The sequence below is a fragment of the Acaryochloris sp. CCMEE 5410 genome, assembly GCF_000238775.2.
GTDB lineage: Bacteria > Cyanobacteriota > Cyanobacteriia > Thermosynechococcales > Thermosynechococcaceae > Acaryochloris.
On sequence record NZ_AFEJ02000001.1, the window covers coordinates 1,644,113 to 1,671,047 of the forward strand.

Genomic DNA, 26,935 nt, shown 5'->3' on the forward strand with positions numbered 1-26,935 from the left:
CATTAGATATTAAGGCTGGTTCAATTCTAGCTAAACATAGAGCGCTTGCTAGACGACAGTGATGAGGTGATGTTGGCGGGAGTGTTGAGTGCGATCTGGTCTACCAGCGATCGGGTTGTCCTATAAGACTTGCGGGACAGCTATAAGATATTTATGCCAATTCAACCCGCTCTTCCCCCGTACGGACCTGGACTACTTTCTGTAGGGGGGAAACGAATATCTTGCCATCTCCGACTTGTCCGGTTCGAGCTGCAAAGGTGATTTTTTCGATGACTGGTGCCACCATCTCTTCATCTACCTTGATCTCTACTTTTAATTTGCGATGAAACCGAATATTGGCATCTGAGCCGCGATACTGTTGTAGTGATCCCTGCTGTCTGCCAAATCCTTTCACATCCGACAGGGTAATGTCGATAATTCCCAGTTGGACTAGGGCTATTTTGACCTGATCGCATTGTTGGGGGCGGATGAATGCGGTAATTGTCCTCATCTGAGCCATGATGGACCTGCATTGAGTCGCAAAACTTACATCACCATTGTTAACCCTATTCTGGCAAACCGTTATTTTTGATACAGTTTGCAATCGGTCGCCCGCTTTGCTGCAGAACCCAGAGTGAGGTGCCATGCTAGAAAAGCACCTTCACGCATTGGGATATCATTGTGCAACTCCCCATTTATCGAGCTATTCGTATTGTGTCAGCTCCCAGATGTGGCAGTTCTCGGCCAATTGTGGTGGAGACGGAGGCAGGATACTTCTTGACTAAGTTGCGAGGGGCTGCCCAAGGCACCGCAGCCCTGGTCTCAGAAATGGTGGTGTCGGCCTTGGCTGAAGCCCTTGGGTTCTGGGTTCCCAGTCAGGTGTTTATCTCCATTGATGCATCTACCCAAAACGATATTTACGAAGATGAGTTTTTAGATCTCCTGGGGGCAAGCCACGGACTGAACCTGGGGTTTCAATATTTAGAGAGGGCTCGTGATCTTCGCCCTCGGGACATTGAATCGGTGGATCGAGACTGGGCGTGCCGAGTTTTGTGGTTGGACGCCTTGGTGATGAATCGTGATCGGACTCCGTCTAATCCCAACCTAATGGTTTGCCAAAATCAGCTGTGGGTCATCGATCATGGAGCGGCTCTTCCTTTTCAGTACAACTGGTCTCAGGTCACAGAAGAGGTTCCTCGGCGGTTGAATTACGCCATGGACCGACACCTGTTCGGGGAGAAAGCAACCGCACTCCAGCAATGGGATTTGGCATTGGCCGCAAAGCTGTCTAGAGACGTGATCCAAGACGCTGTTGCCCATATTCCAGATTGTTTTTTGCTGCCCCTCTGTCGCCCAGGGGCGGTGGCCGAGCAGCTTGAACGTCGGCGGCAAGCCTATGGGGCATTTTTATGGAAACGTTTGAAATTTCCTAGACCCTTTGTCCCTAAGTTTTAGGACAGGGCATCATGACGCTAAAGCATTCAATGGCCGCTGACTTTGTCTCTTGAATAGAAAAGCAAGATTGCCCTGCCCAGACCTTGGACAATAAAAAACCCCCTGACGGGGGTTGGAAATCGCAGTCTAAATCACGAAAGGCTTATTTGTTGGGTTGAGGAGTCATCCGTAAATAAGGCTTGATTTCAGTGACCCCTTTGGGGAATTTCTGCTTGGCTTCTTCTGTAGGAATGGTGGGGGCAACAACAACATCATCACCATCTTTCCAATCCACGGGTGTAGCAACTTGATAGTTATCGGTCAATTGGAGTGAGTCAATGACCCGCAAGATCTCATTAAAATTCCGACCTGTGCTCGGTGGATAGGTAATGGAGGCTCTGAGCTTTTTATTATTGTCAATGATAAATACTGTTCTGACGGTGACTTTGGCGTTGGCGTTGGGATGAATCATGTCGTAGAGATCAGACACTTTCTTATCCGCATCCGCCAGGATGGGGTAATCAACCGTTGTATTTTGGGTTTCATTGATATCGCCAATCCAGCCGTTGTGGGACTGAGCATCATCGACGCTTAGGGCAATGGTTTTGACGCCGCGCTTGTCGAATTCAGGCTTGAGTTTAGATACAGACCCAAGCTCAGTGGTACAGACGGGGGTGTAGTCCGCAGGATGCGAGAAGAGAACAACCCAGCTATCGCCAGCCCATTCAAAGAAGTCAATTGTGCCAGCAGTGGAATCTTGAGTAAAGTTAGGTACGGTGTCCCCTAGTCGCAAAGACATGGTGAAACTCCTGTCATGAAAGGTCGGTTTGTGGTTACAAATGAGATCATGCCATAACCGAATTCGGATAATGTCCGGTTTCCCGACCGAGAAACAGTTCTTAATGTAGTTGACGAAGAATGATCCGGAACAATAGATGGATTGATGCCAGGGCAAGAAGCCTTGAAGTCAAAACAATAAAAGACTTACGGGTCTGGAGACTAGCTTGAATCACAGACTTCCAGTATTAAAGGGATGCTTAATTTAACTGTGAGGAGAAAACTGAGTGACTTCTCGCCATTCATGGATCACGGCAGGAGGGGCGACGATGTTGGCGGTCAAACCGCTCACTAGGGGAATTTCGAGGACGAGACGGGTATCACTCTCTAGATTTTCAAGCAGAGGCTGTACGTTGTACTGACCTACGTTCTCAGGCAGCATCAAGGTTGTTCCATCCATGGCGGGTTGAGACTGCCAAAGAAATTGGTCGGCAATGCTCAATTGCAACGGCTGTTCGGGGGCGACTTCGACTTGCCCTGGAAATCCGACGAGACGCAAAAATATTCCTTCGAGCTGGTTATCGACATAGCGTTTAAAGAGAATGGTTTGCCAACTGCGCTTGGCCTGATCTTGGAGACTTTGTTGCGATCGCAACGTCACTTGCCCCGGTTTCTCTTGATAAAGATGGGTTTCAGCTTGAACAGGCAGAGGATAGATAGTCAGACTGAGGAGTACTAGCAATAGGATGACTAGACGGCGAAGCATCATAATGACAACACCTTAGATTTAAGGGTTTGCAGGGCTGCATCCAGATCGTCGTTAACGAGTTGAAAATCAAATTCATTGGCTGCGGCGAGTTCGACCTTGGCTTGGTCTAAACGACGGGCAATGGCTTCTTCTGAATCCTGGCCTCGCCCTCGAATTCGAGCCTCTAAATCGGCCACAGAAGGGGGACTGACAAAGATTTGAAAGGCATCGGCAACCTGATCTCGGATTTGACGAGCCCCGACCAGTTCAATTTCCAAAATCACTTTTTTCCCTTGGGCAATTTCCCGCATCACGGGCTCCCGTAACGTTCCGTAGAAATTACCTGCATATTCTGCCCATTCCAAGAGCTGATTTTGATCAATGCGGGTTTGAAATTGATCTTTGGTCAAAAAGTAGTAGTGTTTGCCGTCCACTTCTCCTTCTCGGGGAGAACGAGTCGTGGCGGAAACCGCAAGGTATAAATCTGGGCAGGCTTGTAAGAGCTGCTGCAAAAGAGTGCCTTTGCCGACACCGCTGGGTCCAGTGAGGACGATCAGCTTACCCGTTTTTGTCATTTCCTGGGACCTTGCGTCTTATAGGGGGAAAACACCTCATTTTAACGCCAGTTCAGGTTAAGCCTGGTTTGAACTTTTTATATGAAGAAATAAAGGAGTTCGTCAGCACGAAAATTGGAGTTTTAGCATAAAATGAACGGCGTTCATTTTATGAGCATAAACTGCCAAATAATAGACCATTCCCTTCAAGGACTGGTTGAGGATGTACCGGGTAAAGGAGACATTTTGCTCGATACCAATCCTGAAGGAGATAGGTCGTCCTATTTATCTGAATCCTTGGTGTCTTTGTTGGACATAAAACGGTGAGCGACCGTTTCTGGCTGAATTGCAGACAGGACAACATGACCTGAATCAGTTACGATTACTGCGCGTGTGCGCCGCCCATAGGTGGCATCAATCAATTGGGCCCGATCTCGGGCTTCACTGATGATACGCTTAATGGGTGCAGACTCGGGACTGACGATGGAAATCACTCGATTCCCAGAGACAATATTTCCAAAGCCTATATTGATTAACTTGATATCCATAAATACAAATCCTCACGCAGATTCCAACCTTTTGTAATATCAGAGCGCATCACCCAAAAAAGCTCTGATATCTTCCTTTTTTCCATCTTATCCACAAAAGATCTAGACCTACAACCTATTTTTAAGTATTTATTTCTAGTCATAGGAATCTTATTTAGGATTTACAGGATTACTTAGGGTGAAATGTATCGCAGGATACAAAATGGCTATGAAAAATCAGCATCTCAAGGCTTGGATCGACAAATCAGTATTAATCCTTAAAATATGAATGAATTTCCGAACGATAGGTTTTCCTGCCTTGGAACTCCTCCCAAGAGGTCCATTTACTTGTAATTACCCGTGCAACAGGTTGACTTTACGACATTGACTGCAGCGTGCTGCGAGTTGCGATCGCAATGGTTACCAGCGCGTATAGAACAAGTGGTTCAGCAAGATCGGTTCACGGTCTATATGGCCCTGCGGACCCTCGACCATCGGGGATGGCTTTCCCTGAGTTGGCATCCTCAAGCGGCCCGAATTTGCATGGGAACTCCACCCCCGAAAGGCGCGGATACCTTTACCTTTAGCCAGCAGTTGCGTCACCAGCTCAATGGTCTGGCTCTGATTGCCGTTGAACCGATTGCCGATTGGGAACGGGTGATCGACCTGCAGATTGGTCAGCGCCCCCAAGCTCCCGTAGATTGGCATGTCTATGTTGAAATCATGGGTAAGTACAGCAACGTTATCTTGACCAATGGAGAAAATCGAATTGTCACAGCGGCCCATCAAGTCAGTGCCCAACAGTCGAGTGTTCGCCCCATTCAAACCGGAGACCTTTACCAACCACCGCCCCACCTGACCGACCCCATTCCCACTTTGTCGGAATCCTTTGATCATTGGCAGCGACAAGTAAGCTTAGTACCTGGCCCTCTGAAACAAAATTTACTTAAAACCTATCGAGGCCTAAGTTCAGCTTTAGTGTTGTCCATGCTGTCCTCGATTCATCTGCAGCCTGATCGATCCACTGAAACCCTGCAAGAAACGGATTGGCAACGGCTCTTTCAAGTCTGGCAAGATTGGCTATCGGCTCTAGAATCCCAATCCTTCACTCCTGGTTGGTGTTCATCAGGGGGCTACACGGTATTGGGTTGGGATATCACCCGGCCAGCAGCAGATACTCAAACGTTGTTGGATGACTATTATTGCCAACAGTTAGGCGAGCAAGTCTTCAAGCAGCTCCGGCATCAGCTCCAGCAAAAGGTCAAAGGCCATCTCAAGAAGTTCAATACCAAAGCTAAAACCTTTCAAGATCAGTTGAAGGCATCCGATACAGCTGAAACCTATCGGGAAAAAGCTGACTTACTGATGGCCCACCTACATGAATGGCAGGTGGGGATGAAAACCCTAACTTTGACGGATTTTGAATCCGGTGAACCTCGAACCCTGACCCTCAATCCAGAAAAAAACGCAGTTCAAAATGCCCAAGCCTGGTACAAGCGTCATCAAAAACTGAAACGTTCTCGTGCCCAAGTGCAGCCTTTACTGGAAGAGGTGCTATCAGAGGTGGCCTATCTAGAACAGGTGGAAGCCAGTATTCAGCAGTTAGAACAGTTTGAAGATGCCGCTGATTTGTTGACGCTGCACGATATTCGAGATGAACTGATCCTGCAAAACTATTTCCCAAAACTGGAGTATCGAAAGGAAGCCCCACCTGAAATTCCGTTTTACCAATACCAATCTCCCTCAGGATGGGAGCTACTCATTGGTCGCAATAATCGTCAAAATGATCTGCTCACCTTTCGGACAGCTGCCACCTACGATCTGTGGTTTCATACCCAAGAGATTCCCGGTAGCCATGTGCTCTTGAGATTAGAGGCTGGTTCTATTGCTGAACCCGAAGATATGCAGTTTGCTGCAAATATGGCCGCCTACTATAGTCGGGCTCGGCAGAGTCATCAAGTTCCAGTAATCTATACCGAATCCAAAAATGTGTATAAGCCCAAAGGGGCCAAACCAGGGATGGTGATTTACAAACATGAACAAGTGATTTGGGGCCAGCCCCAATCTGTGAAAGATCAGGTTCATGGTTCTGGCACAGGCTAGGATGCCCTGATTCAGTCCTTTAGCTTTAAAGGCGACTGACCTGCAGGATGTTCGCTCTGGCTAGTGCTTTTTGAGCACCCCTCTAGTTCTGCTGTAGGATATGTAACCTGAATTTATGAAATGATAGGGGCCTCATTTTTTTGCTGAAATTCTTCCTTGTCTGTAAAAATATCGAAAATTTGGTCCATTCTAGATAATTTCAACACAAGACTAACCTGCTTTCTCATTGAACAGATAGATAGCTTGCCACTTCTACCATGCACTGCTTTATGCATCGCGACTAAAGCACCAATTGCCGAACTATTGATAAAGGTGACATCTTGCAAATCTAATAGGATCGTTTTAACGCCTTCATTCAGCACCGTGTCAATTTCATTGCGTACCTGGTTAAGACCAATTCCGTCTGTCAGGCTGAGGGGTTGGATAATTTTATAGCTCATTGGTTGCACTCCTAGGTCAGATCTGTTGGTTTTGAGTCTGGTAAAGGCGAAAAAGCCACCAATGAATGACCCGTAAACCATAAGGAATTCGTTGTGTACCCAGAATTCCCTTTTCTGAAAGCGAGTGAACATTCACAACACAACAAGTAAACCTCGGGACGGTTTTATGTTCACCAGAGTAATTTGAAAGCACTGAAAATCCTGGAGATGTAGTAGGGGGCAAAGAAATTTGGTTAGGCAAGAACTTTGGTAGTCCACTCATCAACGCTTTGTCGTTGAACGAGTCCCTTGTACAGGTAGCTGCTTGAATTCACTCAGCCAAGATTGAATCATGAGTTTCAACTTTTCTCTTTCTTCATCAGTGAGACCTTGGGGGTCAAAACGATAGCGATAATGTAAATCAATAATTGGGTGTAACTCGCTCATGTAAGAAGCAGGTAGTTCCTGTTCTAGTCGCCCCAGCCATTTGCGGACCGTTTCTGAGGGAAGACGTGCAAGCCCCCAATCGCTTAAGCGTTTTTCAATCTGGTAAAACTCAGAATCGAGTCCGTCCGAAGTTGGTTTACGGATGCGTTCTGTCCCCTGCCCTCTCCGCCTTTTTGTGCGCCGAGATAGCTTCTTTCGGATCATTCGCCAGATTAAATAAATCGATCCAAAAACAATCGCCAGTCCTAAAACAATTATTGAACCCGCCCAAGCCAAAGTCTCCGAATTTTCAGAAAGCAGAGTCATCAGCTCAGACCAGGCTTCAGACAATTTTTCGAAGAAAGACTTAGAGGGTGGTTGGTTCTTCTCCCCAGTGAATGAGCCGTCTTCAGATGAGGTGCCATCCTGGTTAGGGTTGCCCTCTTCAGATGAGGTGCCAGAATTGCCATTCCGAGAACTATCTTGCGTTGGAACGCCATTTTGCTGTGAGGATCCGTCTTGGGATCGGGTGCTATCCCCTTGGGTAGTTTCACTTTGAGTCGTCGAGGTGTCGCCTTCAGAGGTCATCCCGCCCCCTGGAGTGGTTTCGACTTTGACCCAAGTGTTGTCTACATAGGCCAAGACCCAGGCATGAGCATCTTTCAATCGGACAATATACTGTTGCTCTGCAGGACTGTATTCATGGGCGGTATAGCCCACTGCATAACGGGTGGGGACACCTGCCGCCCTCAGTAACAATGAAGTGGCCGATGCATAGTATTCACAGTGGCCGGACCGATGGTCTAACAAGAAAGCTGCGATCGGCGTTTTGTTTTCCTTGGGGGTTGGCAGATCGAGGGAATATTTAAATCCCTGCTCTTTAAAGAACGCGGAAATGGCTTCAACCTTTTCTGCATCAGCTTTACCTTTCAGGTCCAATGAATTGGTAATTTTTCTGAGCGTCCGCTTTTCAATAGCCGGAACGGCTTTATCAAAAGGGGTGGGTGGACTGTCTGCAGATTGTTTGGGGTTATACTGCACCGTATAGGCAAGGGGACCGGGTTTTCCCTGGATGGCAACCGTTCCGTACTGGTTTGCTTTTAGGGTTTTAACCTGAAGCTGGTTAACTTCAGACGTTCCTAGGGGCAGTTTGAGGATTCCGTCTTTTCGCGGTAAGTCTGATGAAATGCGGACAGAGGTTGCTTGTTTCGTTTTGGCCCCCAATTGCCAGCTTTGTCGGGACTGTGGGCGTTTAGCCGAAAATTTAGATTTAACAGCATTCCAGGTGCCTGACTGGTATTGGTTATAGGTGGCTTCTCGTATATAAAGCGGGAATTGGGGTTTGGGGCTATTAGCTTTTTGATTAGGGGCCACCCGAAACAGAATGGCATTGGAACGTTGTAGAGAGCCAATATTGCCAATTTGGGTCTGAGCCTTTTCTGGATCAACAATGCCGCCCGATCGCTGCACTAGGCTAGGAATGGATTGCCCGCCATCTCGACCAGGCCGAGAAGCCTGAGTCTGTCCTGGATTTCTACTGCCTCCACGGTTTGAGGGGGGCGTTGGAAGATTTGGAGGTTGGGACGTTCCAGTGTTTTGTTCAGGACTCGGCTCAGAACTGTCTGGAGGACTGGTGTCTTCGTTGGGCTGGCTGATATCTGAATCAGGCTCTTGCTCAGACGTGGCGGACGCATCTTCATTTGTCTCTCCAGGATCATCCTGCGTTGCCCCATCAGAAGTTGATGGGTTGCGACTGTCGTTACCGGAGTTGCTGGGCGTTCCTGGTGTTGAGGCTGACGAGTTCCCGTTGGAAGCGCTGGATGGGCCAGGTGGATTGGGATTTTGATTGCCGTTTGGCGTTCTAGAGCTAACCACGGTGTCCGTGTTGGTCTCTAGCTCCATATCCTCCAGTAACCTATCCAGATCCTCCGGGTAGCCCCGCCCTGGATCATCGGGCCAGATTCGAGCCATTTTCTGGAAAAACTCACCAAAAACAGCGGGGCCGGGGAGCCGAACATTAGCCTGTAGCCAGTAAAACTGATGGGTGCCAACCAGGCTCAGGACCAGTGCCAGGACAATCAGACCGTAAAAAGTGGACTGGGAAAAACGCAGAGCCAGTTTGCGGTCAACAGGCCAGCGGACGGTGCCCAAGAAAAGGGCGATCAGTAGGGCGCTGATAGCCAGAAAGACGAACAGGTTACCTCCGGTGGCGCTGGCGGCGAGCAGACAAATGCCAAAGTAGGGGTAATACCAATTAACGGTTTTCCAAGACTGGGCCATATCCCCCAGGAATTGGCGATAGACTGAGACAAAATTCCGACAATAGGTCTGAGCCAGGACAAAAGGGAATAAACCAACGGGCAAACACTTAATCAGATGATAGTGGGCAGTATAGGGGATGACCTCGGAAGACACAGAGGGTAGAAAGAAGATCGCCAACAACCATAGGATAAAGGCGACCACATGAAGTTGCTTCAGCTTGTCGAGGGAGATAGACCAGCGCTGTTTGACTATTTCCCTCGCTTCCAGGGCTAAGGCCATGGGAATTGCGATGATCCAGGCCCCGGTTTGATAGCCCCAAAAGCAGAGGGATAGGCTGCAGAGGGTAGGAGTCGATTGCTTCATAGGGCCAATAACTCCTGTTGCAGATTGGAAATTGCCCCGGAGTGCAGCTGACACTGGGGGCCAAAATATTCCTGAAACTGGGGGTCCATATGCAAGCTGAGGTCAGATAGGCAAAGGGCTTTGATCGGAATACCAAACTGACTGAGCATTTTCAGAAAGGCATAGCGAGTGTCGTCAAAACCCAACAGGATGCAGAAGCAACCACTCAATCGAGATAAGCGAGATTGAATCATCGGATTGAGGCAATCCAGTTCCCGGTGTGGGCTGGGATTAAGGGTGGCAACCGTTTCAATAATTTGGGCCCGTTGGCGCAGTCCCTTGCCCACGGTCACCAATCGAGGATCTGGGCCAGCATAGATCACGTCCAGTAGAGACGCTTCCGGCTGTTCCTGCATTAAAAAAGAAATGGTCACCGCAATAGCTTCTTCAAAGGTGGTGCTGTGGGGTTCTAGCTGAAAGGTATCCAGAATCAGGGCATGGTGGATGGCGGTCTCGTCCTGCTGTTCTTTGACGATGGGGCGGCCAACCTTGGCCCAGCTTTTCCAGTGAATCTTATTGGTGGGGTCTCCAGCTCGATAGTCCCGTAGGGAGCGAAATTCTAGAGCTTCTCCGGCAGTGGAGGTGCGTAGGGTTTCACTGGCCTGGTAGCGACTAGCTTGGGAGAGATTAAGGAGAGAGAGCTGATAGCGCTGGGGCAAAATACAGATCGATTGGCCAACATCGTAGGTGTGGCGTTTATAAACTAAGCCCAGGGGGTCGGGACAAGCGAGTGTTATGGTTTCGAGCTGCAAGCTACCCCGCCGCAAAGGGAGAATTTCCACTCTGGCTTTGGTTTTGCCTTTGGTGGAGAGGGTGGGTAAATCCTGAAGGTGGGCAGTGGCCCACTGCTGCTTGGCGAGATAGCGTCGCCAATGGGGTCGCCATTGGTTGCCAACGGGATAGCGACGTTTAATCTGAATAAACTCCTGGAAGCTAGGGAAGGGGGTGGCAAAGGTTTCCACTAGCTTTAAGCCTTTCTGCGGCTGGGGAGAGAGATTCTGAATCACCACTTGGTAGGGCAGCGGTTCACCCACGGTGCCAAAGCGGGGCAGCAGGCGGGTGGCCTTAAACCGGAACTGAATCAATCGGCTGCCAATGGTCCCTAAGATTAGCAGAGCCAAGGCAAAGAAGAACAGAACGTGGCACATGCTGCGGGTGGATCCGAGACTGACAAGCGCACTGCCAATACCGCCCGCTAGTACCCCTAATCCTGCAGGGGTAAATTGCTGCACCAGCCATTTGCGGGTGACATATATTAATCGGAGACAGCGATAAGTAAAGCGATCCATAACTTAGGCAGGCACCGGAATACTGGTCAGAATACGGTCAATACAGTCCTGAGCTGTTTGCTCAGCAAAGCAGGCTTGAGGGGACATCACGAGTCGATGGGCCAAGACATCCCTGGCAATTTCTTGAATATGATCGGGGGTGACATACTCATATCCATCGAATAGGGCTAAGGCTTGAGCCACTTTCATTAAGGTGAGGGATCCGCGAGGGCTGGCCCCCAGTTGGACCTCCGGTAACTGCCGAGTTGCAGCGACGATATCGACGATATAGCGCTTGAGTTCTCGACTCACCCGTACCTGCTTCACCGCTTGCTTCAGGGTAAAAATCTCTTCTAGGGAAATGCAGGGCTGCACCCGCTGGATGGGATGTTCTTCCAGTTGCTGGGTGAGGATTTTAATCTCATCGGCTGGAGATACAAAACCCAGGCTGAACTGCAAGGCAAACCGATCCATTTGGGCCTCGGGCAAGGGGTAGGTGCCCTGAAAGTCCACGGGATTTTGGGTAGCAATCACAAAAAAAGGATCGCGCAGCGTTCGTTGCTGACCATCAGTCGTAACTTGGGACTCGGCCATCGCTTCTAGAAGGGCCGATTGGGTGCGGGGAGAGGCCCGGTTAATTTCATCCGCCAGAATCAGATTGGCAAAAATTGGACCTTCATGAAACTGGAAGGTCTGATCTTGAGGATTGAGAATCGAAACCCCCAAAATATCGGAGGGCAACAAGTCAGGGGTAAACTGAATCCGCTTAAAGGCGATATCAACGGAATAGGCCAGAGTCTTAGCAAGGGTGGTTTTGCCCGTGCCGGGATAGTCTTCCAGCAATACATGGCCTCCACTAAAAAAGGCCGCCAATAATTTGCGAATGGCCGCGTCCTGCCCCTTAATCACCTGCTGGATATTGCCTGCCAAGTGACGATAAATGGTTTGCCCCTCGGAGCAATCGGTTTGAGTGTCTAATACCACCATGGGTTATGCCGGAACGGGAAGCCGCCTCATGATGTCCATTACCACTTGTTCCGCTGTTTTACCGGCAAATTTCGCTTGCGGATCCATGACTAGGCGGTGGGCCAAGACGGAAACCGCGGCCTCTTGAATATGCTTGGGGCGAAGGGCAGGGGTGCCATCAAACAGGGCTAAGGCTTGAGCAATTTTCATTAAGGCAATGGAACCACGGGGACTGGCCCCCAGCTGGACTTCCTCGGCTTGGCGGGTGGCGTTAACGATATTGACGACGTATTGCTTGAGGTCTTCGCTAACGGTAATCCGCTTGACCGCTTGCTTGAGGGTAAACACATCTTCGAGAGACAGGCAGGGCTGCAACTGGTCAATCGGGTGAGCCTGCATTTGGTTGGATAGAATTTCCACCTCTTCTTCAGCGGAGATATATCCCAATCCAAACTGGATGGAGAACCGGTCCATCTGGGCTTCCGGTAAGGGGTAGGTGCCCTGGGAGTCAATGGGGTTTTGGGTGGCAATCACAAAGAACGGATCATGCAGTTTCATCTGCTGACCATCAATGCTGACCTGGGACTCGGCCATTGCTTCTAGCAGGGCTGACTGGGTACGGGGAGAAGCCCGATTAATCTCATCGGCCAGAATCAGATTGGCAAAAATAGGACCCTGGTGGAATTCAAAGGTTTGGTCTTTTGGATTGAGAATCGATACGCCCAAAATATCTGAGGGCAGTAGATCCGGGGTAAATTGAATGCGCTTAAATTCAATATCGACGGATAGGGCGAGGGCTTTAGCGAGGGTGGTCTTACCTGTACCGGGATAGTCCTCTAGCAGGACATGGCCGCCACTAAAAAAGGCTGCCAATAACTTGCGAATGGCAGGTTTTTGTCCTTTGACAACGGTTTGGATATTTTTGGCTAAGCGGCGATAGATCTCTTGGCCGGAAACCCCGGACATCGGCAAGGACGACACTGTCATAAATGCTTTTTTACTTAGGGTACCCGACTTCAATTAGGTGTCTTGCAGCTTGTTCAGTCTTATTGATAATGCAATCTAGCGATCTGAGCTTCTTGTATTCCTAGCAGCCAGTAGTCTGAAGAGACATATAGAGAAATTTCTTAACTGATTCAAAAGTGAACTCACTGTTGGCATCCAAGTTTTAAATACTATATTTTTTTTGTCTTTTGTGAGTGACGAATAAGGATGATATACGATGTAGTCCCTAGTCATTGCCTAGCAATGAACAAGCTTTACAAGTGTTGTATTGAAGCTCACTAAATCTTAAAAAAAGGCTTGATAAAGTAAGTGACTAGGTAGATAGTGATAGCTCAATTTTAAATTAAAGTATAAGAACTCAGAATTTAGGGTGAGTCTATTGTATAGACTTGTCTATAGTTTCAGAAAACACGCCTAGAAATCTTGATGAGAGAAATCTTAAGCCTCAAATATTTGCATGTTACATTTTTTATTTAAAGAAATATAGTCAATATTAGCCTCTAAAAATCTGGATGTTTTTATGTGATCCAAAAAATGGCATTTAATGATATTTAAGAAGGAATACTCATGGATGACAGACAAAAACTTCGAGAAGCTACAAAAAGTCTCGTCAGGGCTCAAAAATCTATTCTCAAGTTATTAGATGAGTCACCTAAATCTATAGAAGGTTTAAATTCTGCCATAGTTTCAACTCTTAAAGACAGGAAATTGGTAGAGATTGATAATAACCAGATCCGTTTAACAAAACTAGGTCATGCTGCTTGTGAATTATTAAGTAAAGCTGAAGACGACCTCACTGTGCCAGTCTCTATTGAAAATAAAAAAACAGTAAATTATCAACAACATCTTCATATAAAGAAAGCTAAAAAACTGGAAAGGGGGCACTGGTCTACTAACAGGGCACATACCTAAACCCTTTATTGGTGAGGAGTTCTAGTGTGCTCAACGGACGAGAACAAAATCCCATCTCCATTGCTGGTGTGGTCTGCTTACTGAGCCCCCAATGGGGTCTAACCCAGTTATGAATCAGGCGTTGTACATCTAGCACTCGCTGTAACCCCGACCGCTTCTTAGCGTAGAGATTCTGCCGTCTTCGATAAGCACTACATCGTCTCCTCAAGGCAGCATTGTGAGCCTCATTATGATTGGCATGGACCTCAGACCCTAGACTGATAGCGGTAAAGGGATGCTCTGCTTTCACCCACTCTACTCGCCGATTCCCCTGAGACCCTTTAACTTTCATCGCGACTTCTAACCCCTCTCGCCAAACCTTGCGATGCCCATAGTCAGGATGACACTCCTCACCATTGAGATAGACATTGGCGAGCTTCCAAAGTTCTTGTCCATAACGCCTCTCACCATCGGTAAACCATCGAATCCCATCACAGGCTTTGACCCACTCCCAAGCTGAGTAAACGCCATTTGCAAAAAGTTGTGCATCCTTGAGGCCAGCTTGTGCTGTCAACCAATAGCGGCTTTCGCGTTCAAGGAAATGGATGGTCCAGCCCTGGGATTGGCTGGGGGGAAGATTTTTGCCTACACGCGTGTAAACTTCATCCCCTTCTACCGTCACATCAGAGGCTGCTGGTGCGGGAGGTGACCAGTTCTGTGCTTGGTCTGCTAGGCGTTTTTCCCAACGCATAATGGTGGTATGAGATTTACCGAAAGTTCGACCTGCAGCACGAATACCCATCCCTTCGGTGCGAGCTTTGATGGCATAGCTCACTACTGAACTAGCGGTGCGTAAGCGAGCCATTGGGGTACCCGTGCGTTCGTTGAAACGCCGATTGCAATCCTTACACTGATATCGCTGGACTAATGTCCCATCTTGCAGGCTATCAAAGCCGCGCTTTAGGATCTTCTCGCTTAGACAATATGGGCATTCCATTGATCTACATTAGGTTGCGTCGGAAGCATTATAGCTAGATCCTGCTAACAGACCAGTGCCGGAAAGGGGTAACCAATTTCTAAAGCTTTACAAACAAGGTCTAAGTTACCAAAAAATTGGAGATGAATTTGGAGTCAGTAAAGAGAGGGTAAGGCAGATCCTGAAAACCAATCCTGAATTTAAAGAATATCTAGAGCAAAAGAGAGAAGAGAAAGCAGCATTAGAGCAGGCTAAAAAAGAGAAAGCTAAAGAGAAGTTTTACTCTCGGACTCTGGCAGCATTATACCCAGAGAGAGTTGCTGCGCTATGGGATTATGAAAAAAATGGGGATCTAAAACCAGGAGAGGTTCTGGCTGGTAGTACGAAGCATTATATCTGGTTCAAGTGTCCTATCGATGGACATTCCTGGAAGAAAAAGCCTTCTGAAATAACAAGATATAGCTGGCTAAGAAACGGTGCCAGTGGATGTCCTCAATGTGCAGGAAAAAGTAAGAAACTGAAAAAACAGCCCGCTTTAGCTGAAGCTTATCCAAAACTTGTTGGCAAATATTGGGACTATACTAAAAATTCTGAATTAGGTCTAGATCCTGAAAAGATATCTCTTGGAAGCAATAGGAAGGCATGGTTTAAGTGTCCAATTGACGGTAATGAATGGGAAGCAATCGTCGCATCTACGGTTACGCAGCAATGGTCAAAGGATAATGCTGGTTGTCGTATTTGCAATGGAACTTCTGATCGCAAGCGAGGTAAGTGGAAGCGTAGAGAACCTATATCTATTGAGTTTGCCGAAGAAGTTGAAAAATACTGGCTTTTTGAAACAAATAATGAGCTTGGGATAGATCCAATGAAGCTGACTAGTGGATCCCAAAAAGAAGCCTTCTTTAAATGTCCAGATGATGGATATGAATGGGTTACTAAGCTTGCTTCAATTAGATTGTCTTGGAGAAAGGGTAATAGTGGATGTCCTAAATGTGCTGGAAGATTAGGCACCTATAAAAAACAGTTAAGCCTTTTGGAGACATATCCTGATTTCGTTAGCAAATATTGGGACTATGAGAAGAATTCAGGACTAACGCATTGACAGAAATTACCCCCAATGTTCAAGAGAGCCATCCCAGCAGTGGTTGTTCAAGAATGAATTGTCGAGCAACCTCTTGATATAACTTGCGTTGTAGGGCATACCAGTTGTCTATCTGTTGGTGCCAAACTTGTAATTCCAGCTCCACAAAAGCCCTAAGAGCACAAAACACATGGGTATGAACAGCCTCAGTTAAACGCACACGAAACCGCTGAAGTCCACACAATTGTTTGCCTGCACGATGAAAGCATTCAATGCCCCAGTGGAGTGTGTGTAAATGCTCAAACTCAGCTTTACCTGCAATAGCAAGCTCCTTCGGGTCTGGCGCATACAGAAGGTAATAGCGACACGATTCGTTTTTGAATCGCTGGCAAAAACCTTCACGATGCCCACCCCTTTGAGGTAAACATGTAATCCTTGTTCAGGGATGACAAGGGTATCCACGCGTTGATACTGGCTCTGGCCCAATCGCACCTGTCGATTTTTGGCAACACCAACCAGGAATCCCAATTGCACGTCTTTGAGTAAATTGAGATTGGCCTTGGATGCATACCAAGCATCGCTGGTGAAGGTCGTCGGTCGAAGCCCCAAGCTAAAACCTCTTGGAGCATTTCCTGGAGATATTGATTCTTGGTTTTGCCCTCCTGTTTGTCATAAATACGATAGTTAATGGGGACTCTCAAGCCATTGGGACTGGTGTAGTACAGGGTGATTAAGGGGATTCCCAAATCGGTTTGCTATGTTTGCTACTCCAGTAATATCCCAACAGGTCCATTTTCTTGGGGTTGCTGTAGAGTTTCTCAAGAACAGTATCATCAGCACTCAAACGCCTCCGGTCAGCTCAATCCATTCATTGTCTGCAAGTAAATCAAATAGATCTTTGGGCTCATAGCGTTCTCGAAGCAAAAAGCGGTTGATGCTGTCGTGAGAAACATCTTTGAGGATTTCTGCCATATGGCTGCATCCATCTCCTTGGGGTTGAGCTAGGAGATAGCGGACATAAAGGTCTTGGGTGCACTGAGCAGTTGAAGGCTTGCTGGGTATTCGCAACAGAGGGAGAACATTAACGGCCTTTATCTTTCAACCCACAAAATAAAACCCGTGTCAATGCGTAAGTCCTGGAATTCTATTTTGGACCTTGATCCCAATGAGATTTCTTGTGGAAGTAATAAATTAGCTTGGTTTAAATGTCCTGAGGATGGCTATGAATGGGAGACAAGAATTGGAGGGATTTCAAAAAGCTCTTGGTCGCTAGGCAATAATGGTTGTGCTCGCTGTGGTTCAGGATGGACATTAGAAGTAATTCGCCAGTTTGTTTCTAGTTTAGAAGAACATATCCCTAATCTCACTCAAGCTGAGCTTTATAAAATCTTTGAGCAGTCAGGCGTTTTAGAAAGCAAAAATTCTCAAGGGCTCAAAATCGTTAAGAGTATCATCAAGGGTAAACTTTCTGGTCAGAAACTTCGTTCCTTTACTCAAGGAGTACCAGCTTCTCAGGAGAATGAAGTCAGTTCTGATGATGAGCTAATGACTGATGCTGAGCTACAGGTGGTTGATGCAGAGTCAACACCCACTAGCGAAACATCTAAATTTTCAAATGATGAGAACTCCGCTGGAACAGACAATGATGCTTCTCTTCATGAATTACCAAAGGTTAAGGTTCAGAGAAGTTTAGAGTTTTTGAGTAGTAAAATTGTTGCTTCAGCAGACCAAGAAGCAGTTGACTTTTTTATTGCCTCAAGACGTAATCGTATCTGGGCTGAGGTTTTTGAGGATGAATCAGCGGTTGACGGTATAGAAGAGTTCACCGATGAAGGCTATGGACGTCAAGTCAGAGATGAATTTCTTGACGAATATAATCAAGCACGAGATCTGAATATTCCCTCTGGCTGGTCTTTTCGCATCAATGGAAAAATTACTCCACCCAATTTGATGCAGAAGCTGGCTGCAGTAAGATTGCGTAGCCAGCAGCGGATGTTGAATCTCTCATTGACCGGGACGGGAAAAACAATCGGTGGAATTTTAAGTAGTCGAATTATTGATGCTCATCTTACAGTCATCATTTGTCCGTTGGATACTATCCCCAACTGGCATGGAGAAATTAAGCATGTCTTTTCTGATAGTCGAGTGACCATAAAGAATTTCAATCCTCATTGGTCAGATATTGAAAACGGACATCATTATATTATTTTGAATCATGAGAGGTTCCAGCAACCTTCAACAGCGATTAATATTCGTCAATTACTGGACAGATTCAAGATTGATTTAATCATCGTCGATGAAATTCATCGCTGTAAACAAAGAGGTGATAATCCATCAAAACGTCGCCAAATGGTACTAGCACTAATTTCAAATGCTGCCAAACAGAATTCTGATATTCATGTTTTGGGTATGAGTGCAACACCAGTTATCAATAACTTAAAGGAAGGTAAGAGTTTAGTTGAGCTAGTCACAGGACTTGAAAGGGTTGATTTAGGTGAAAGAGCCACAATTAACAATTGTATGCGCCTGCACCAAGCATTCGTAACTTTGGGGATTCGTTCTAGGGTAAAACCAAGAATCAAAATTAGTCGAAGAACTATTCCAGTTGAATGTAGTCATCTAATTGATGAAATTAGAGAAGAAGGAACTTCTATTCTGAAGATGGAGCAAATTCTGACTCGCGCCAGAATACCTACAATCCTTGATGAGCTTCGACCAAAAACAATTGTTTATACACATTATGTTGCAGGGCTGTTTTAAGTTAGCAGCGAAAAAATAATATCGACCCGATTAGCCAGCTTAGTCATCGCGGTTTTGAGGGATTGATAGTCGTTTAGCCGCAGGATATTAATCCCAATAGTTCTAAGCACTGACCAATTGAGCAGTGCTTGTTCATCTTCGAGTCGATAATCATCTTCGCCAAAACAACATCCTTCGGCCAATGCAACCGATTTTCAATGCCCCAATGTTCTCGGACCAGAGATTGCCAATGCTGGGGTGAGGTGGCAGCTGAACTGATGTAATAGGCCGTATTGTGATACTCCTTTCCTTTGCGAGTGCCCCATCGTTGGACACAAAGCACAGAGCGAATTGCCTCCCATTCTTGTAGGGCTATGCCGACAGGCTCATAAACCTGTATACACCGATGTTCATCTCGTCCTCTACTTTGGGCGGAGTGGATGTGCTCAGCCATGGGTTTAAGACACTCAAAGTAAGTCTGGAGGTGGTCGTAAAGTCTTCCCTGATTGGATTTGACCGCCACAAGATAGTCGTTACCCGAGGCCACAATCTTCTCAAGTGTTTTTTGGGCGTGTAAGGCATCCATGGTAATCAGCAAGCCATCGAGTTGAAGGGTTTCCAACAGTGCCTGGACGACTTTGATTTCGCTATTATCCTCCTGAGTGAGGGCTTCGAGCTTGAGGGTGATGCCTGCTTCCACCGCAAATAAACTCACCAAGCCCACAAACGCTGCTTCCCTTGGCATCTGTCAGCCCCTGACGAATCCGTTTGCCATCAATGGAGGCTGCATAATTATCGGGAGAGTGAGTCTGGGCTTTCGAGAGCATCCATGCTTCAAATTGGTGGCTCAACGCTTGGAAGTCAAGACCCTTCATCACTCGACGAAAGGTACAGTGAGACGGAACTTCGAGGCTCTCAAGCCCCAATAGCTCACTTAAAGGCTGGCGATAATCGCTCACAAAGGTTTCTAACGGACGGTACCCTTGATATCCAGCAAGCATGCCCATCACCATCAATAGCAACAGCAGCCATAACGGATGAATACGGCCATGGGCACTGCGGAAATCCGGGACTTGCTTCAAAGTATCGATTAGATGGCTCATCGGTCTCTCTACTGTTGGTCAGTAGAACCATCCTATTTTTTCTAGGAGGAACGTAAAACAACCCTGCATTATGTTGAAGGCATTGTCAATCAACTTTCAGAAGCAATTGAGGCTGCCGGATGGACAGTTGGCTTTCATATGGGTGGCAATAAAAGCGGGCGTAATGAGTTTATAGATGGCTCTATTGATATTTTGATCGCTAGTAGCGCTATGGCTACTGGTGTAGACGGCTTTCAAAGAGTCTGTGATCGATTGATTCTGAATATTCCACCTTGGACAAGTGCCGAACTGGAACAGCTTGAAGGCCGATTAAATAGACAAGGTCAATCCCACGATACTCTCTCTATTATTATGCCTGTCACTTATGGGATAGATGATGGCGAACATTGGAGTTGGGATGAGGGGCGTCTAGCGCGTTTGCAAAATAAACAGACTGTTGCTGATGCAGCTGTCGATGGTGTGATGCCCGAAGGACAATTACGCACTGAGTCGCAGGCCTTCCGCGACCTACGCAAATGGCTTGAGCGTCTTAAGATAGGTGAGCAAAAATCGATTACTAGACCAAAGATCTTTGTCCCACTTCCAGATGAAAATCTAGGCGAAGTCCATCGCCGTCTAGCCCGATATGGAGACTTTAGCCGTATGAGTGCGCGGTGGAGTAATAGCTATAGTCATACGAATTTTGGGCGACTGCAGCGTAATCCTGAAGAGTGGATGCAATATCACACCCTCTATCAGCAAGCTCGACAAGATTGGAACGTGATTCCTTATAAAGAAACGATCAAATGGCTTCAAAACCGTTCTAATTTGATAGTTGCTGACTTTGGTTGTGGAGAAGCACTGATTGCAAAAGAGATATCAGATTTACATACAATTCATAATTTTGATTTTGTCGCAATCAATGATTCAGTTATTGAATGCGATATGGCAAATGTGCCATTAGAGGACGCTTATTTAGATGTTGCCCTCTTTAATCTTTCACTAATGGGCCGCAATATTTCTGATTACATTCGAGAAGCAACCCGGACACTGAAGCTTGATGGACAATTATTAATATATGAAGTGAGTTCTCACTTTAAAGATCTTCAAGGATTTATTCAAGGTCTTGAGCATGCAGGATTTAAGATCATCGAAAGTTCGGAAAGATGGAAGTTTAGATATGTTCGAGCTATAAAGACTGAGGAAATTGATTATGCACAGATTGCAGTAAATCTTTAATGTATCGATAAGGTCACCAAGTCGATAGAGTGATTAAGGTCATGTATTTCGCATGATTTATGAGGCTACTTATTTTTGGTTGGATCTGAATCCATGCCTTTATCCTCCAAAGAAATGCAAGAAGTTGCAACCCAAATTGATTTTGAGCCTGGGATTTTCTCCATAATCGGATCAGAGTCTCCAACACTCTTGAAGAAGCTGGAACTAATTCAATACTGGTATGAAGAAGTCTTCGCTCAGCTCGAACAAAACTTACCCCCTACTGTCCAGATCCAAAAAAATGTTGAATTAGAGGGAACGGGTAGCGATCGCTTTATCAAATTGCAGCTTGATGGCGTTTTTTTTGAAGTGAATACCCCTGACGCTATCTCAGTAATCCTCAGACTACGATCCAAGCTTCCCAAAGGCTATATGCCAATCACGCTAGATTTCCAACGGCGAGAAGAACTCCTCAAAGAAGACTTTGAAGGGGCGTAGCTAATGGATCGGGGATGCCTTAGACTTCGGAATGGTTACCCCTGGGAATAGGGAGTCAAACCGTTGATTGACCCAGGCAAGCCGCAGCATGAGTAGATGATTGAAACCATCCTCACTCCAGCGCATACCAACCCCTTAAAGCGCTGTTGAATCAGCCACTTACAAGCACTTTCGACCATTCCTGACCCCAGCGGTATCTGTAGTTGTTCAAAGTGGCGATATTGGATGTGTCGCAGATGGCGCTGGAAATAAGCCTGTACCTGGAGCAACGTCGTAAAAGATTTGCCCGTAAACAATTGTGAGTGAATCAACATCGTCAAGGACCGCAATACTAATAGGTGTTGCCCATGTCGCAATTGGTGTCGCCAGCGCCGAAACCAGGCTTGGGCTTGAGCAGAGCGAGCATCCCCAAACATCGCTTTGTTGCTCGTGCAAGATGGCCTGCTGCATGAAAGAAATCGAGAACTGCCACAGCACAGTGAGAGAACAAGGTGCGGTAGACTCGCCAGAAGCCTCGCCCCCATCACTCAACCAGATGACGCTTGGGGCCGATTCAAAGTCTTGTTTGCGGGCTTCGAGGTGCAGTAAGGGGATGAACTGGTCGATATCGCCCAATACTGCCACCAGTCTTCGACGTAGTAGTTGGGGGACACGCTTTTGTGCTCGGGTGCCCCGTGTTCCTAGGCGGGCTAAGATAGCAACTTTGACTTCTCGCCACTGGATTTTCCCTTGGGGTTTTCGGGGTGGGGCGAAAGGGCACCATCACACCGTCAGCAGCAATGGCCAAAGGTAGAGCAGACAACACCTCTGAAATCGCTTCACAAGGAGTCTGGTCACCTGAGGCTTGAGCTTTGAGTTGAGTCTCTAGCTCCTGATAACGGCCCGTTCGCTTATTCTGGGGAACCCAAATAAATTAACGATTTGGGAGGCTAGGCATAGAGCAATCGAAACAGGCAAACAGGAGAGATGGGCTAGTGCAGTAGGCTACAGAGCAATGAATGGAGCCTTCAGTATATGAGTGACGCTGTGCAAATCAGTTCAGAGCGGGTTGATGATATTCCCCTGATCGTCGAATGGCTCAAGCAGATGCAGATTGTCGAATGGATGGATCAAGAACTCAAACAACCTCACGGAAACCGTAAAGGATTGAGCTATGGTCAATTGAGCGTATTGCTGTTGACCTACATCATGACTCAAGCAGATCATCGCTTGTGTGGCGCAGAATCGTGGGTGACATCACACCGTCAGATATTGGAGTTGGCCACTGGTTGGGGCATAGGGGAAAAGGATGCAACCGATGATCGTCTGGCCCGGATGGTGGAAGAAGTTGGCCAAGCGGAAGAAGCTTGTCGCCAGATTGAGGTGAACCTTGGTCAGCATGTGATTCGAGCCTATGAATTACCGACAGAGGTTGCTAGGGCAGATACAACCAGCTTTAGTGTGCATCATCGCTCAGATGAATCTGCTGAAGAGAGTCTGCTCCGTTTTGGGTACTCCAAAGATAAACGCCCTGACTTGCTTCAGTACCGTCAACTGCTAGGCACCCTTGACCCTGCAGGGATTCCGTTAGTCAGTGCAACGCTTCCTGGTAATGGAGCAGATGACCCATTGTATTGGCCCACCTGGCAGCAAATGGCTCAAGTTATTGGCCACAAGCACTTTGTCTTTTGGCAGATTGCAAAGCTGCCGCGATTGCGACCCGTGCTCAAATTGCTTCAGAGGGAGGAATCTATTGTTTCCTGTACCCATGACGGGACAACATCCGTCCTGGCTAAAACAATGGGTGTTCAACCCACCCAGTCCGAGTACAGAGATTCGTCTGCCGACCCAAGATGCGAATGAAGCTGCAGTTGGGAAAGGATTTGAGGTTGAACTCGGTCAGTTTTGGTATCATCCAGACACTCAAGAATGGGTGCAGTGGCATGAACGTTATCTGGTCGTTTACTCCCAGAGTTTTGCGGCAGCGCAGATTCAGGGTCTGCAGCAGCGGCTTGAACGAGCCCAGAACGCACTTGATAAGCTAGCGGCAAAACCAGGCAAAGAGCCAGAGGAACTCAATCTAAAGGTAGAAGCTATTCTCAAACGTCACCGTGTGAAGGAATTCTTCTGCGTATCCCTGAATGTAGAGACGGATACTCAAACCGTTATATGGGACCGGGTAGACCCATCCGTAACTCAGTGAAAAGGAGGTTACACAGATCCGACTTCACCTCCACATTGAGCGGGACACTGATGCGATTGAACAAGCCAAGCAATTGGCGGGATGGCGCTTGTATGTCACTAATGCCCCCATCTCTCAACTTCCTCTACCTCAAGCTGTCCTCTACTATCGAGAGGAGTGGCTAGTTGAACGGGGTTTCATCGCTTCAAGCGGGGGCGGCTACCCGCGTTGCCGATCTATTTCAAAACCAAAATCGAATTGTCGGTTGATGTTCTTGCTGACGCTAGCATTAAAAGCATTTACCCTGGTTGAATTTGTTGTGCGGCGCGCATTACAAGCTGCTGAGGAATCCCTAGCAGGGCTCTACGATGGAAATCCTAAGCGAGCGACCCAACGACCTTCTACTGAAAACTCTTTAAGGCGTTTGACCAAATCACACTCTATTTATTGCCAGACCTGACACGCTTCATAACGCCTCTATCTGATCTTCAAAAGCAGATTCTTCGGCTGATGAAAATGCCAGAATCTCTATACCTGCCACATCCCATACAGCATAAGACTTAATTTATTTCTCTCTACAAGAAGGGGCGAACCGACCGTGATAAGCTTTGTTGCCCATGACTTGCACCCAACTCCACAAGCTTGATGAGCTGACGGATAAACCACTCCACTGACTCAGCATCCAACTGGCCAGTTCATAGGGCATAAATAGACTTAACAAGCAGCCTAGACGAACCAATTCTTCACTGCTGTGCTGATAGGAGGTAATCCCAATGGATTGATCCAAAGGAGCGGATAGACTACCTGGACACCTGTGGGGACAACGACCCACCCGTCGCTTTCAGGCAATATTCCCACCAGTGTCTGCATCTGACGAGATTCCCATCCCTTCGAGTGCAAGCGGGTTCCGCAAGTGGGACACCTCGGCCATTCCAATACTGTTTTTGCTCGCCGTGAGAGTTCATCCTCCAGAAGCCAGCGAGCCAAAAACAAACCCATTTGCAGAACGATATAAACCATCTGACTCAGGCTGGGTGCTTCTTTGAGTGCTTCGACCTGTTCTAGAAATTCGTGATGCTCTAGTACGGTTGGCAATTGCGATGTTAGGCTCATGACAAGTTTTTGATTCGGGTACAGGATCTATTGTCCTTGACCCGTTTTTCTTTGAGCCATACATCCCCGATTCTGTGCTTACGCCCCTTTGAAGAATCATTGGGTAACTCAGCCGAAAGATCCTTGATTGGGGTGGTTAAACTAGACGACCATTTCCAAATCGTTCAATTTTTCGGTACTGCTGCCGGGAACTACGAACTGAGTAACGCCGATATTATCGATAAGCTACGCGCCTGGGAAAAGCTCTGCGACTTTGAAATCATGGGTGGAGGAGGAGACACTCTAGAATTGGCCTTCAAAACCCTGCCCGAGGACCGATTAGCCTTTGCAGAAGACGTTTATGACTTTTGTCCTGACTTGATGGATCAGGGATATGTGGGACCACCATTAGGGGAAGGGGCCACTATGGAAGATTTTGCAGAAGCAATGGACGAGCAAACCGTAGAAGACTTAGTTGATTATTTAGAGCGGAATATGGCTGTGGGATTCTGGTGGGATTAGGTGAGACGTTTTGCGATCGCTAATTCTGAATCTTTTGAGTAAGTTTTAGAGCGTGAAGTACCCCCTCTCCATGAAGATGAAACTGGATCCGTGCGAATGGGAAATTCACGAGTACTGCTAGAGATCGTCATTCGGCTGAAGGGGCGACATGCCCGCTGCCCCTTTGCTATTTGTGCAATAACCAGATAAATAAGAAAAAAGATGGGCTGCAAATGATGTCTCTCCAGCTCACCTTATTGACAATGATATTGCCACTATACCAACCCCATTTACGCCGTCAACTGTCTCCTGCCCAGTATCTTCTCCTTGAGATTCTGGTTCATCTTTACAAACGCTTCGCTGTGTCAAAATCGAGACCCTAGCAGAAGGACTGCCACTGCCGATTCTATTGAGAGTCGCCGAAAAAATACAACGGTTCTTCTCCTTACCGACCCTTGAACTTGAAACGCTTTGGCTACCGCTGGTTGAACTGTGGCTGAGCAAGCAGTACCCTCAAGGCTCCCAGCTTTATGTCGTCATCGACCGTACCAGTTGGGGTGTGATTAATCTATTGATGGTGAGCGTGGTCTGGCAACATCGCGCTATTCCCATATGGTGTGAAGCGCTCGCTAAAAAGGGCAGCAGCAACTATGACGAGCAAACGGCTATTTTGAGCAACGTCATTCGCCATTTATCCGCCTATCGTCTGGTTATCCTCGGTGACCGAGAGTTTTGTTCCGTCAAGCTCGGACAGTGGTTAGCTCAACAGAAGGTCCACTTTTGTCTGCGCCTCAAGCAGAATACCGAAGTGTCTATGGACCAGCAGTTTACTCAACAACTTCAACAGTTTGGCCTTGCCCCTGGTCAAAAGCTGTTTCTCAATGATGTACGCGTCACTCAGGCTAAAGGCTTTGGACACTTCAATGTGGCCGCCAAATGGAAACGACGCTATCACGGCTTTGCGCCTGATGAAGCCTGGTTTATCCTCACGAACTTCTGTGACCTCAACAGCGCTATCGTCAGCTATCAAAAACGCTTCTGTATCGAAGAAATGTTCCGCGACTTCAAACAGGGAGGCTATTGCCTCGAAGGCTCTCAAGCGATGGAAGAGCGTTTGGTTGCGATTGTCATTCTGATTGCCATTGCCTATACCAGTGCAGCCCTGCAAGGGCAAAGTCTTAAGCAAAAAGGACTCCAGCGCTACATTACTAGACCCGAATCTCCCACCTCACCGAACAAGCGTCATAGTGCATTCCGAGTCGGACTCTCTGCTCATCTGTGGGCGATAACAGGGGATGGAGTTCTAGCTCGATTGGTGGATGAGCTGATGAAACTCTCTCCCAATAAGCTACCTGAATATCAACGGGGGATGAGAGCGATGGAGCTTGTCTGTGCTGGGGTATAGTTGCCATGTCGCCCCTGCAGGTCATTCGGGCCTTTCAGGATGGTGCGTCTCCTGAATCCATTTTTCATCGGTATTCCACCCTATCCTTGTCCGATATTGACAACACAATCCGGTTATTATCTTCGTCATCAAAAAAACAGTAGAGACGGACTTAAAACAAAGAGAACAATTAGCTGAATCTTTACAACAGCGTTTATCCACTATTCAGCCCGGATTGAGTTCTATCCGTCCTCATTTGCTCTCCCAACAGAATCCATAAAAGCAGCTATGCCTTACCCACAAGTGGATTAAACGCATATGCAGAAGCATTTTTGGTGCTAAGACAAATGTTTCAATATCCCGTAGATTGGCCTTTTCCACAGCATCGTCAACGACAGAATAGGGGTTCAACCTCCTCGCCGTGCCCACTAGGCATTCTCTG

At 47.2% G+C, this 26,935-nt stretch carries 27 protein-coding genes and 3 pseudogenes; 14 read left to right on the forward strand and 16 right to left on the reverse strand.

Going from position 1 to position 26,935, the window contains the following annotated elements; translation table 11 throughout:
- Positions 1-151: 151 nt before the first annotated feature.
- Positions 152-490 carry a P-II family nitrogen regulator gene (locus ON05_RS07205; protein WP_010470855.1) on the reverse strand — a complete coding sequence of 113 codons (339 nt, stop codon included), beginning with the start codon at positions 488-490 and terminating at the stop codon, positions 152-154.
- Between the two features lie 170 nt (positions 491-660).
- On the opposite strand from ON05_RS07205, the gene ON05_RS07210 reads away from it, so the two are divergent.
- Positions 661-1,434: a HipA family kinase gene (locus ON05_RS07210; RefSeq protein ID WP_010470857.1), complete on the forward strand. Its 774-nt coding sequence runs from the start codon at positions 661-663 to the stop codon at positions 1,432-1,434.
- A gap of 142 nt (positions 1,435-1,576) precedes the next feature.
- On the opposite strand, the gene ON05_RS07215 is transcribed toward ON05_RS07210, so the two are convergent.
- From ON05_RS07215 to remA, 4 genes are all read right to left on the reverse strand, one after another.
- The gene (locus ON05_RS07215) at positions 1,577-2,212 is read right to left on the reverse strand and encodes a peroxiredoxin (protein WP_010470859.1); all 636 of its coding nucleotides are present in this window, start codon (positions 2,210-2,212) and stop codon (positions 1,577-1,579) included.
- A gap of 243 nt (positions 2,213-2,455) precedes the next feature.
- Positions 2,456-2,959 (reverse strand): DUF3122 domain-containing protein, encoded by a 504-nt coding sequence (locus ON05_RS07220; protein WP_010470861.1) that lies wholly within the window; start codon positions 2,957-2,959, stop codon positions 2,456-2,458.
- Complete coding sequence (gene gmk, locus ON05_RS07225; RefSeq protein ID WP_010470863.1) at positions 2,956-3,513, reverse strand: guanylate kinase; 558 nt, start codon at positions 3,511-3,513, stop codon at positions 2,956-2,958. The genes ON05_RS07220 and gmk overlap by 4 nt, the downstream gene beginning before the upstream one ends.
- A 260-nt stretch (positions 3,514-3,773) precedes the next feature.
- On the reverse strand, positions 3,774-4,040 hold the full coding sequence (gene remA, locus ON05_RS07230; protein WP_010470866.1) for an extracellular matrix/biofilm regulator RemA: 267 nt from the start codon (positions 4,038-4,040) through the stop codon (positions 3,774-3,776).
- Between the two features lie 339 nt (positions 4,041-4,379).
- Here remA and ON05_RS07235 point away from each other — a divergent pair, with 339 nt between their 5' ends.
- Positions 4,380-6,122 (forward strand): NFACT family protein, encoded by a 1,743-nt coding sequence (locus ON05_RS07235; protein ID WP_029315060.1) that lies wholly within the window; start codon positions 4,380-4,382, stop codon positions 6,120-6,122.
- A gap of 113 nt (positions 6,123-6,235) precedes the next feature.
- On the opposite strand, the gene ON05_RS07240 is transcribed toward ON05_RS07235, so the two are convergent.
- The 5 genes from ON05_RS07240 to ON05_RS07260 all read right to left on the reverse strand — a co-directional run bounded on the left by ON05_RS07240 (position 6,236) and on the right by ON05_RS07260 (position 12,852).
- Complete coding sequence (locus ON05_RS07240; RefSeq protein WP_010470871.1) at positions 6,236-6,562, reverse strand: STAS domain-containing protein; 327 nt, start codon at positions 6,560-6,562, stop codon at positions 6,236-6,238.
- A gap of 261 nt (positions 6,563-6,823) precedes the next feature.
- Positions 6,824-9,592 (reverse strand): transglutaminase domain-containing protein, encoded by a 2,769-nt coding sequence (locus ON05_RS07245; protein ID WP_010470873.1) that lies wholly within the window; start codon positions 9,590-9,592, stop codon positions 6,824-6,826.
- The gene (locus tag ON05_RS07250) at positions 9,589-10,920 is read right to left on the reverse strand and encodes a DUF58 domain-containing protein (protein ID WP_010470875.1); all 1,332 of its coding nucleotides are present in this window, start codon (positions 10,918-10,920) and stop codon (positions 9,589-9,591) included. Before ON05_RS07250 ends, ON05_RS07245 begins: the two co-directional genes overlap by 4 nt.
- A gap of 3 nt (positions 10,921-10,923) precedes the next feature.
- Entirely contained in the window at positions 10,924-11,886 is a 963-nt protein-coding gene (locus ON05_RS07255) for a MoxR family ATPase (protein ID WP_010470876.1), read from the reverse strand.
- A gap of 3 nt (positions 11,887-11,889) precedes the next feature.
- Complete coding sequence (locus tag ON05_RS07260) at positions 11,890-12,852, reverse strand: MoxR family ATPase (protein WP_010470878.1); 963 nt, start codon at positions 12,850-12,852, stop codon at positions 11,890-11,892.
- 585 nt (positions 12,853-13,437) lie between these two features.
- Between ON05_RS07260 and ON05_RS07265 the strand changes: the two genes are divergently transcribed.
- The gene (locus ON05_RS07265) at positions 13,438-13,782 is read left to right on the forward strand and encodes a hypothetical protein (protein WP_262561329.1); all 345 of its coding nucleotides are present in this window, start codon (positions 13,438-13,440) and stop codon (positions 13,780-13,782) included.
- Here the strand turns inward: ON05_RS07265 and ON05_RS07270 are convergent.
- Entirely contained in the window at positions 13,763-14,758 is a 996-nt protein-coding gene (locus tag ON05_RS07270) for an IS1 family transposase (protein WP_262561004.1), read from the reverse strand. The two genes, ON05_RS07265 and ON05_RS07270, sit on opposite strands and share 20 nt — an antisense overlap.
- Before the next feature lie 55 nt (positions 14,759-14,813).
- On the opposite strand from ON05_RS07270, the gene ON05_RS07275 reads away from it, so the two are divergent.
- Entirely contained in the window at positions 14,814-15,839 is a 1,026-nt protein-coding gene (locus ON05_RS07275; protein ID WP_262561330.1) for a zinc-ribbon domain-containing protein, read from the forward strand.
- A gap of 19 nt (positions 15,840-15,858) precedes the next feature.
- Here ON05_RS07275 and ON05_RS07280 read toward each other — a convergent pair.
- A pseudogene (locus ON05_RS07280) lies at positions 15,859-16,886 on the reverse strand (transposase).
- A 57-nt stretch (positions 16,887-16,943) separates the two neighbouring features.
- Between ON05_RS07280 and ON05_RS07285 the strand changes: the two are divergent.
- The gene (locus ON05_RS07285) at positions 16,944-18,578 is read left to right on the forward strand and encodes a DEAD/DEAH box helicase family protein (protein WP_262561331.1); all 1,635 of its coding nucleotides are present in this window, start codon (positions 16,944-16,946) and stop codon (positions 18,576-18,578) included.
- Here the strand turns inward: ON05_RS07285 and ON05_RS07290 are convergent.
- Positions 18,575-19,660 (reverse strand): annotated as a pseudogene (locus tag ON05_RS07290) (ISAs1 family transposase). The gene ON05_RS07285 and the pseudogene ON05_RS07290 sit on opposite strands and share 4 nt — an antisense overlap.
- A gap of 138 nt (positions 19,661-19,798) precedes the next feature.
- Here ON05_RS07290 and ON05_RS07295 point away from each other — a divergent pair.
- Both ON05_RS07295 and ON05_RS07300 read left to right on the forward strand, forming a co-directional pair.
- Positions 19,799-20,878, forward strand: a complete 1,080-nt coding sequence (locus ON05_RS07295; RefSeq protein WP_262561332.1) for a methyltransferase domain-containing protein — start codon at positions 19,799-19,801, stop codon at positions 20,876-20,878.
- Positions 20,879-20,971: 93 nt separating this feature from the next.
- Positions 20,972-21,355, forward strand: a complete 384-nt coding sequence (locus ON05_RS07300) for a hypothetical protein (RefSeq protein ID WP_262561333.1) — start codon at positions 20,972-20,974, stop codon at positions 21,353-21,355.
- 35 nt (positions 21,356-21,390) lie between these two features.
- Here the strand turns inward: ON05_RS07300 and ON05_RS07305 are convergent, their stop codons facing one another.
- On the reverse strand, positions 21,391-21,771 hold the full coding sequence (locus ON05_RS07305; RefSeq protein ID WP_262561334.1) for a hypothetical protein: 381 nt from the start codon (positions 21,769-21,771) through the stop codon (positions 21,391-21,393).
- Positions 21,772-21,803: 32 nt separating this feature from the next.
- Here ON05_RS07305 and ON05_RS07310 point away from each other — a divergent pair, with 32 nt between their 5' ends.
- The 4 genes from ON05_RS07310 (at position 21,804) to ON05_RS07325 (ending at position 23,976) form a co-directional block, all read left to right on the forward strand.
- Positions 21,804-22,148, forward strand: a complete 345-nt coding sequence (locus tag ON05_RS07310; protein WP_262561336.1) for a hypothetical protein — start codon at positions 21,804-21,806, stop codon at positions 22,146-22,148.
- Positions 22,149-22,369: 221 nt separating this feature from the next.
- Positions 22,370-23,197 carry a DUF4277 domain-containing protein gene (locus ON05_RS07315; protein ID WP_262561337.1) on the forward strand — a complete coding sequence of 276 codons (828 nt, stop codon included), beginning with the start codon at positions 22,370-22,372 and terminating at the stop codon, positions 23,195-23,197.
- Positions 23,139-23,537 carry a hypothetical protein gene (locus ON05_RS07320; RefSeq protein ID WP_262561338.1) on the forward strand — a complete coding sequence of 133 codons (399 nt, stop codon included), beginning with the start codon at positions 23,139-23,141 and terminating at the stop codon, positions 23,535-23,537. The genes ON05_RS07315 and ON05_RS07320 overlap by 59 nt, the downstream gene beginning before the upstream one ends.
- An 88-nt stretch (positions 23,538-23,625) precedes the next feature.
- Entirely contained in the window at positions 23,626-23,976 is a 351-nt protein-coding gene (locus tag ON05_RS07325; protein WP_262561340.1) for a hypothetical protein, read from the forward strand.
- 105 nt (positions 23,977-24,081) lie between these two features.
- Here the strand turns inward: ON05_RS07325 and ON05_RS07330 are convergent, their stop codons facing one another.
- Together ON05_RS07330 and ON05_RS07335 are read right to left on the reverse strand one after the other, a co-directional pair.
- Positions 24,082-24,222 carry a hypothetical protein gene (locus ON05_RS07330; protein ID WP_262561341.1) on the reverse strand — a complete coding sequence of 47 codons (141 nt, stop codon included), beginning with the start codon at positions 24,220-24,222 and terminating at the stop codon, positions 24,082-24,084.
- 20 nt (positions 24,223-24,242) lie between these two features.
- Positions 24,243-24,629 (reverse strand): hypothetical protein, encoded by a 387-nt coding sequence (locus ON05_RS07335; protein WP_262561342.1) that lies wholly within the window; start codon positions 24,627-24,629, stop codon positions 24,243-24,245.
- A gap of 36 nt (positions 24,630-24,665) precedes the next feature.
- Between ON05_RS07335 and ON05_RS07340 the strand changes: the two genes are divergently transcribed.
- The 3 genes and pseudogenes from ON05_RS07340 to ON05_RS38445 form a co-directional block, all read left to right on the forward strand.
- A complete protein-coding gene (locus ON05_RS07340) occupies positions 24,666-25,130 on the forward strand; it encodes a DUF4253 domain-containing protein (RefSeq protein ID WP_262561344.1) in 465 nt (154 codons plus the stop codon).
- Positions 25,131-25,518: 388 nt separating this feature from the next.
- Positions 25,519-26,514, forward strand: a complete 996-nt coding sequence (locus ON05_RS07345) for an IS4 family transposase (RefSeq protein ID WP_262561345.1) — start codon at positions 25,519-25,521, stop codon at positions 26,512-26,514.
- A gap of 20 nt (positions 26,515-26,534) precedes the next feature.
- Positions 26,535-26,773 (forward strand): annotated as a pseudogene (locus tag ON05_RS38445) (DUF433 domain-containing protein); the annotation flags it as partial.
- Positions 26,774-26,935 lie beyond the last annotated feature (162 nt).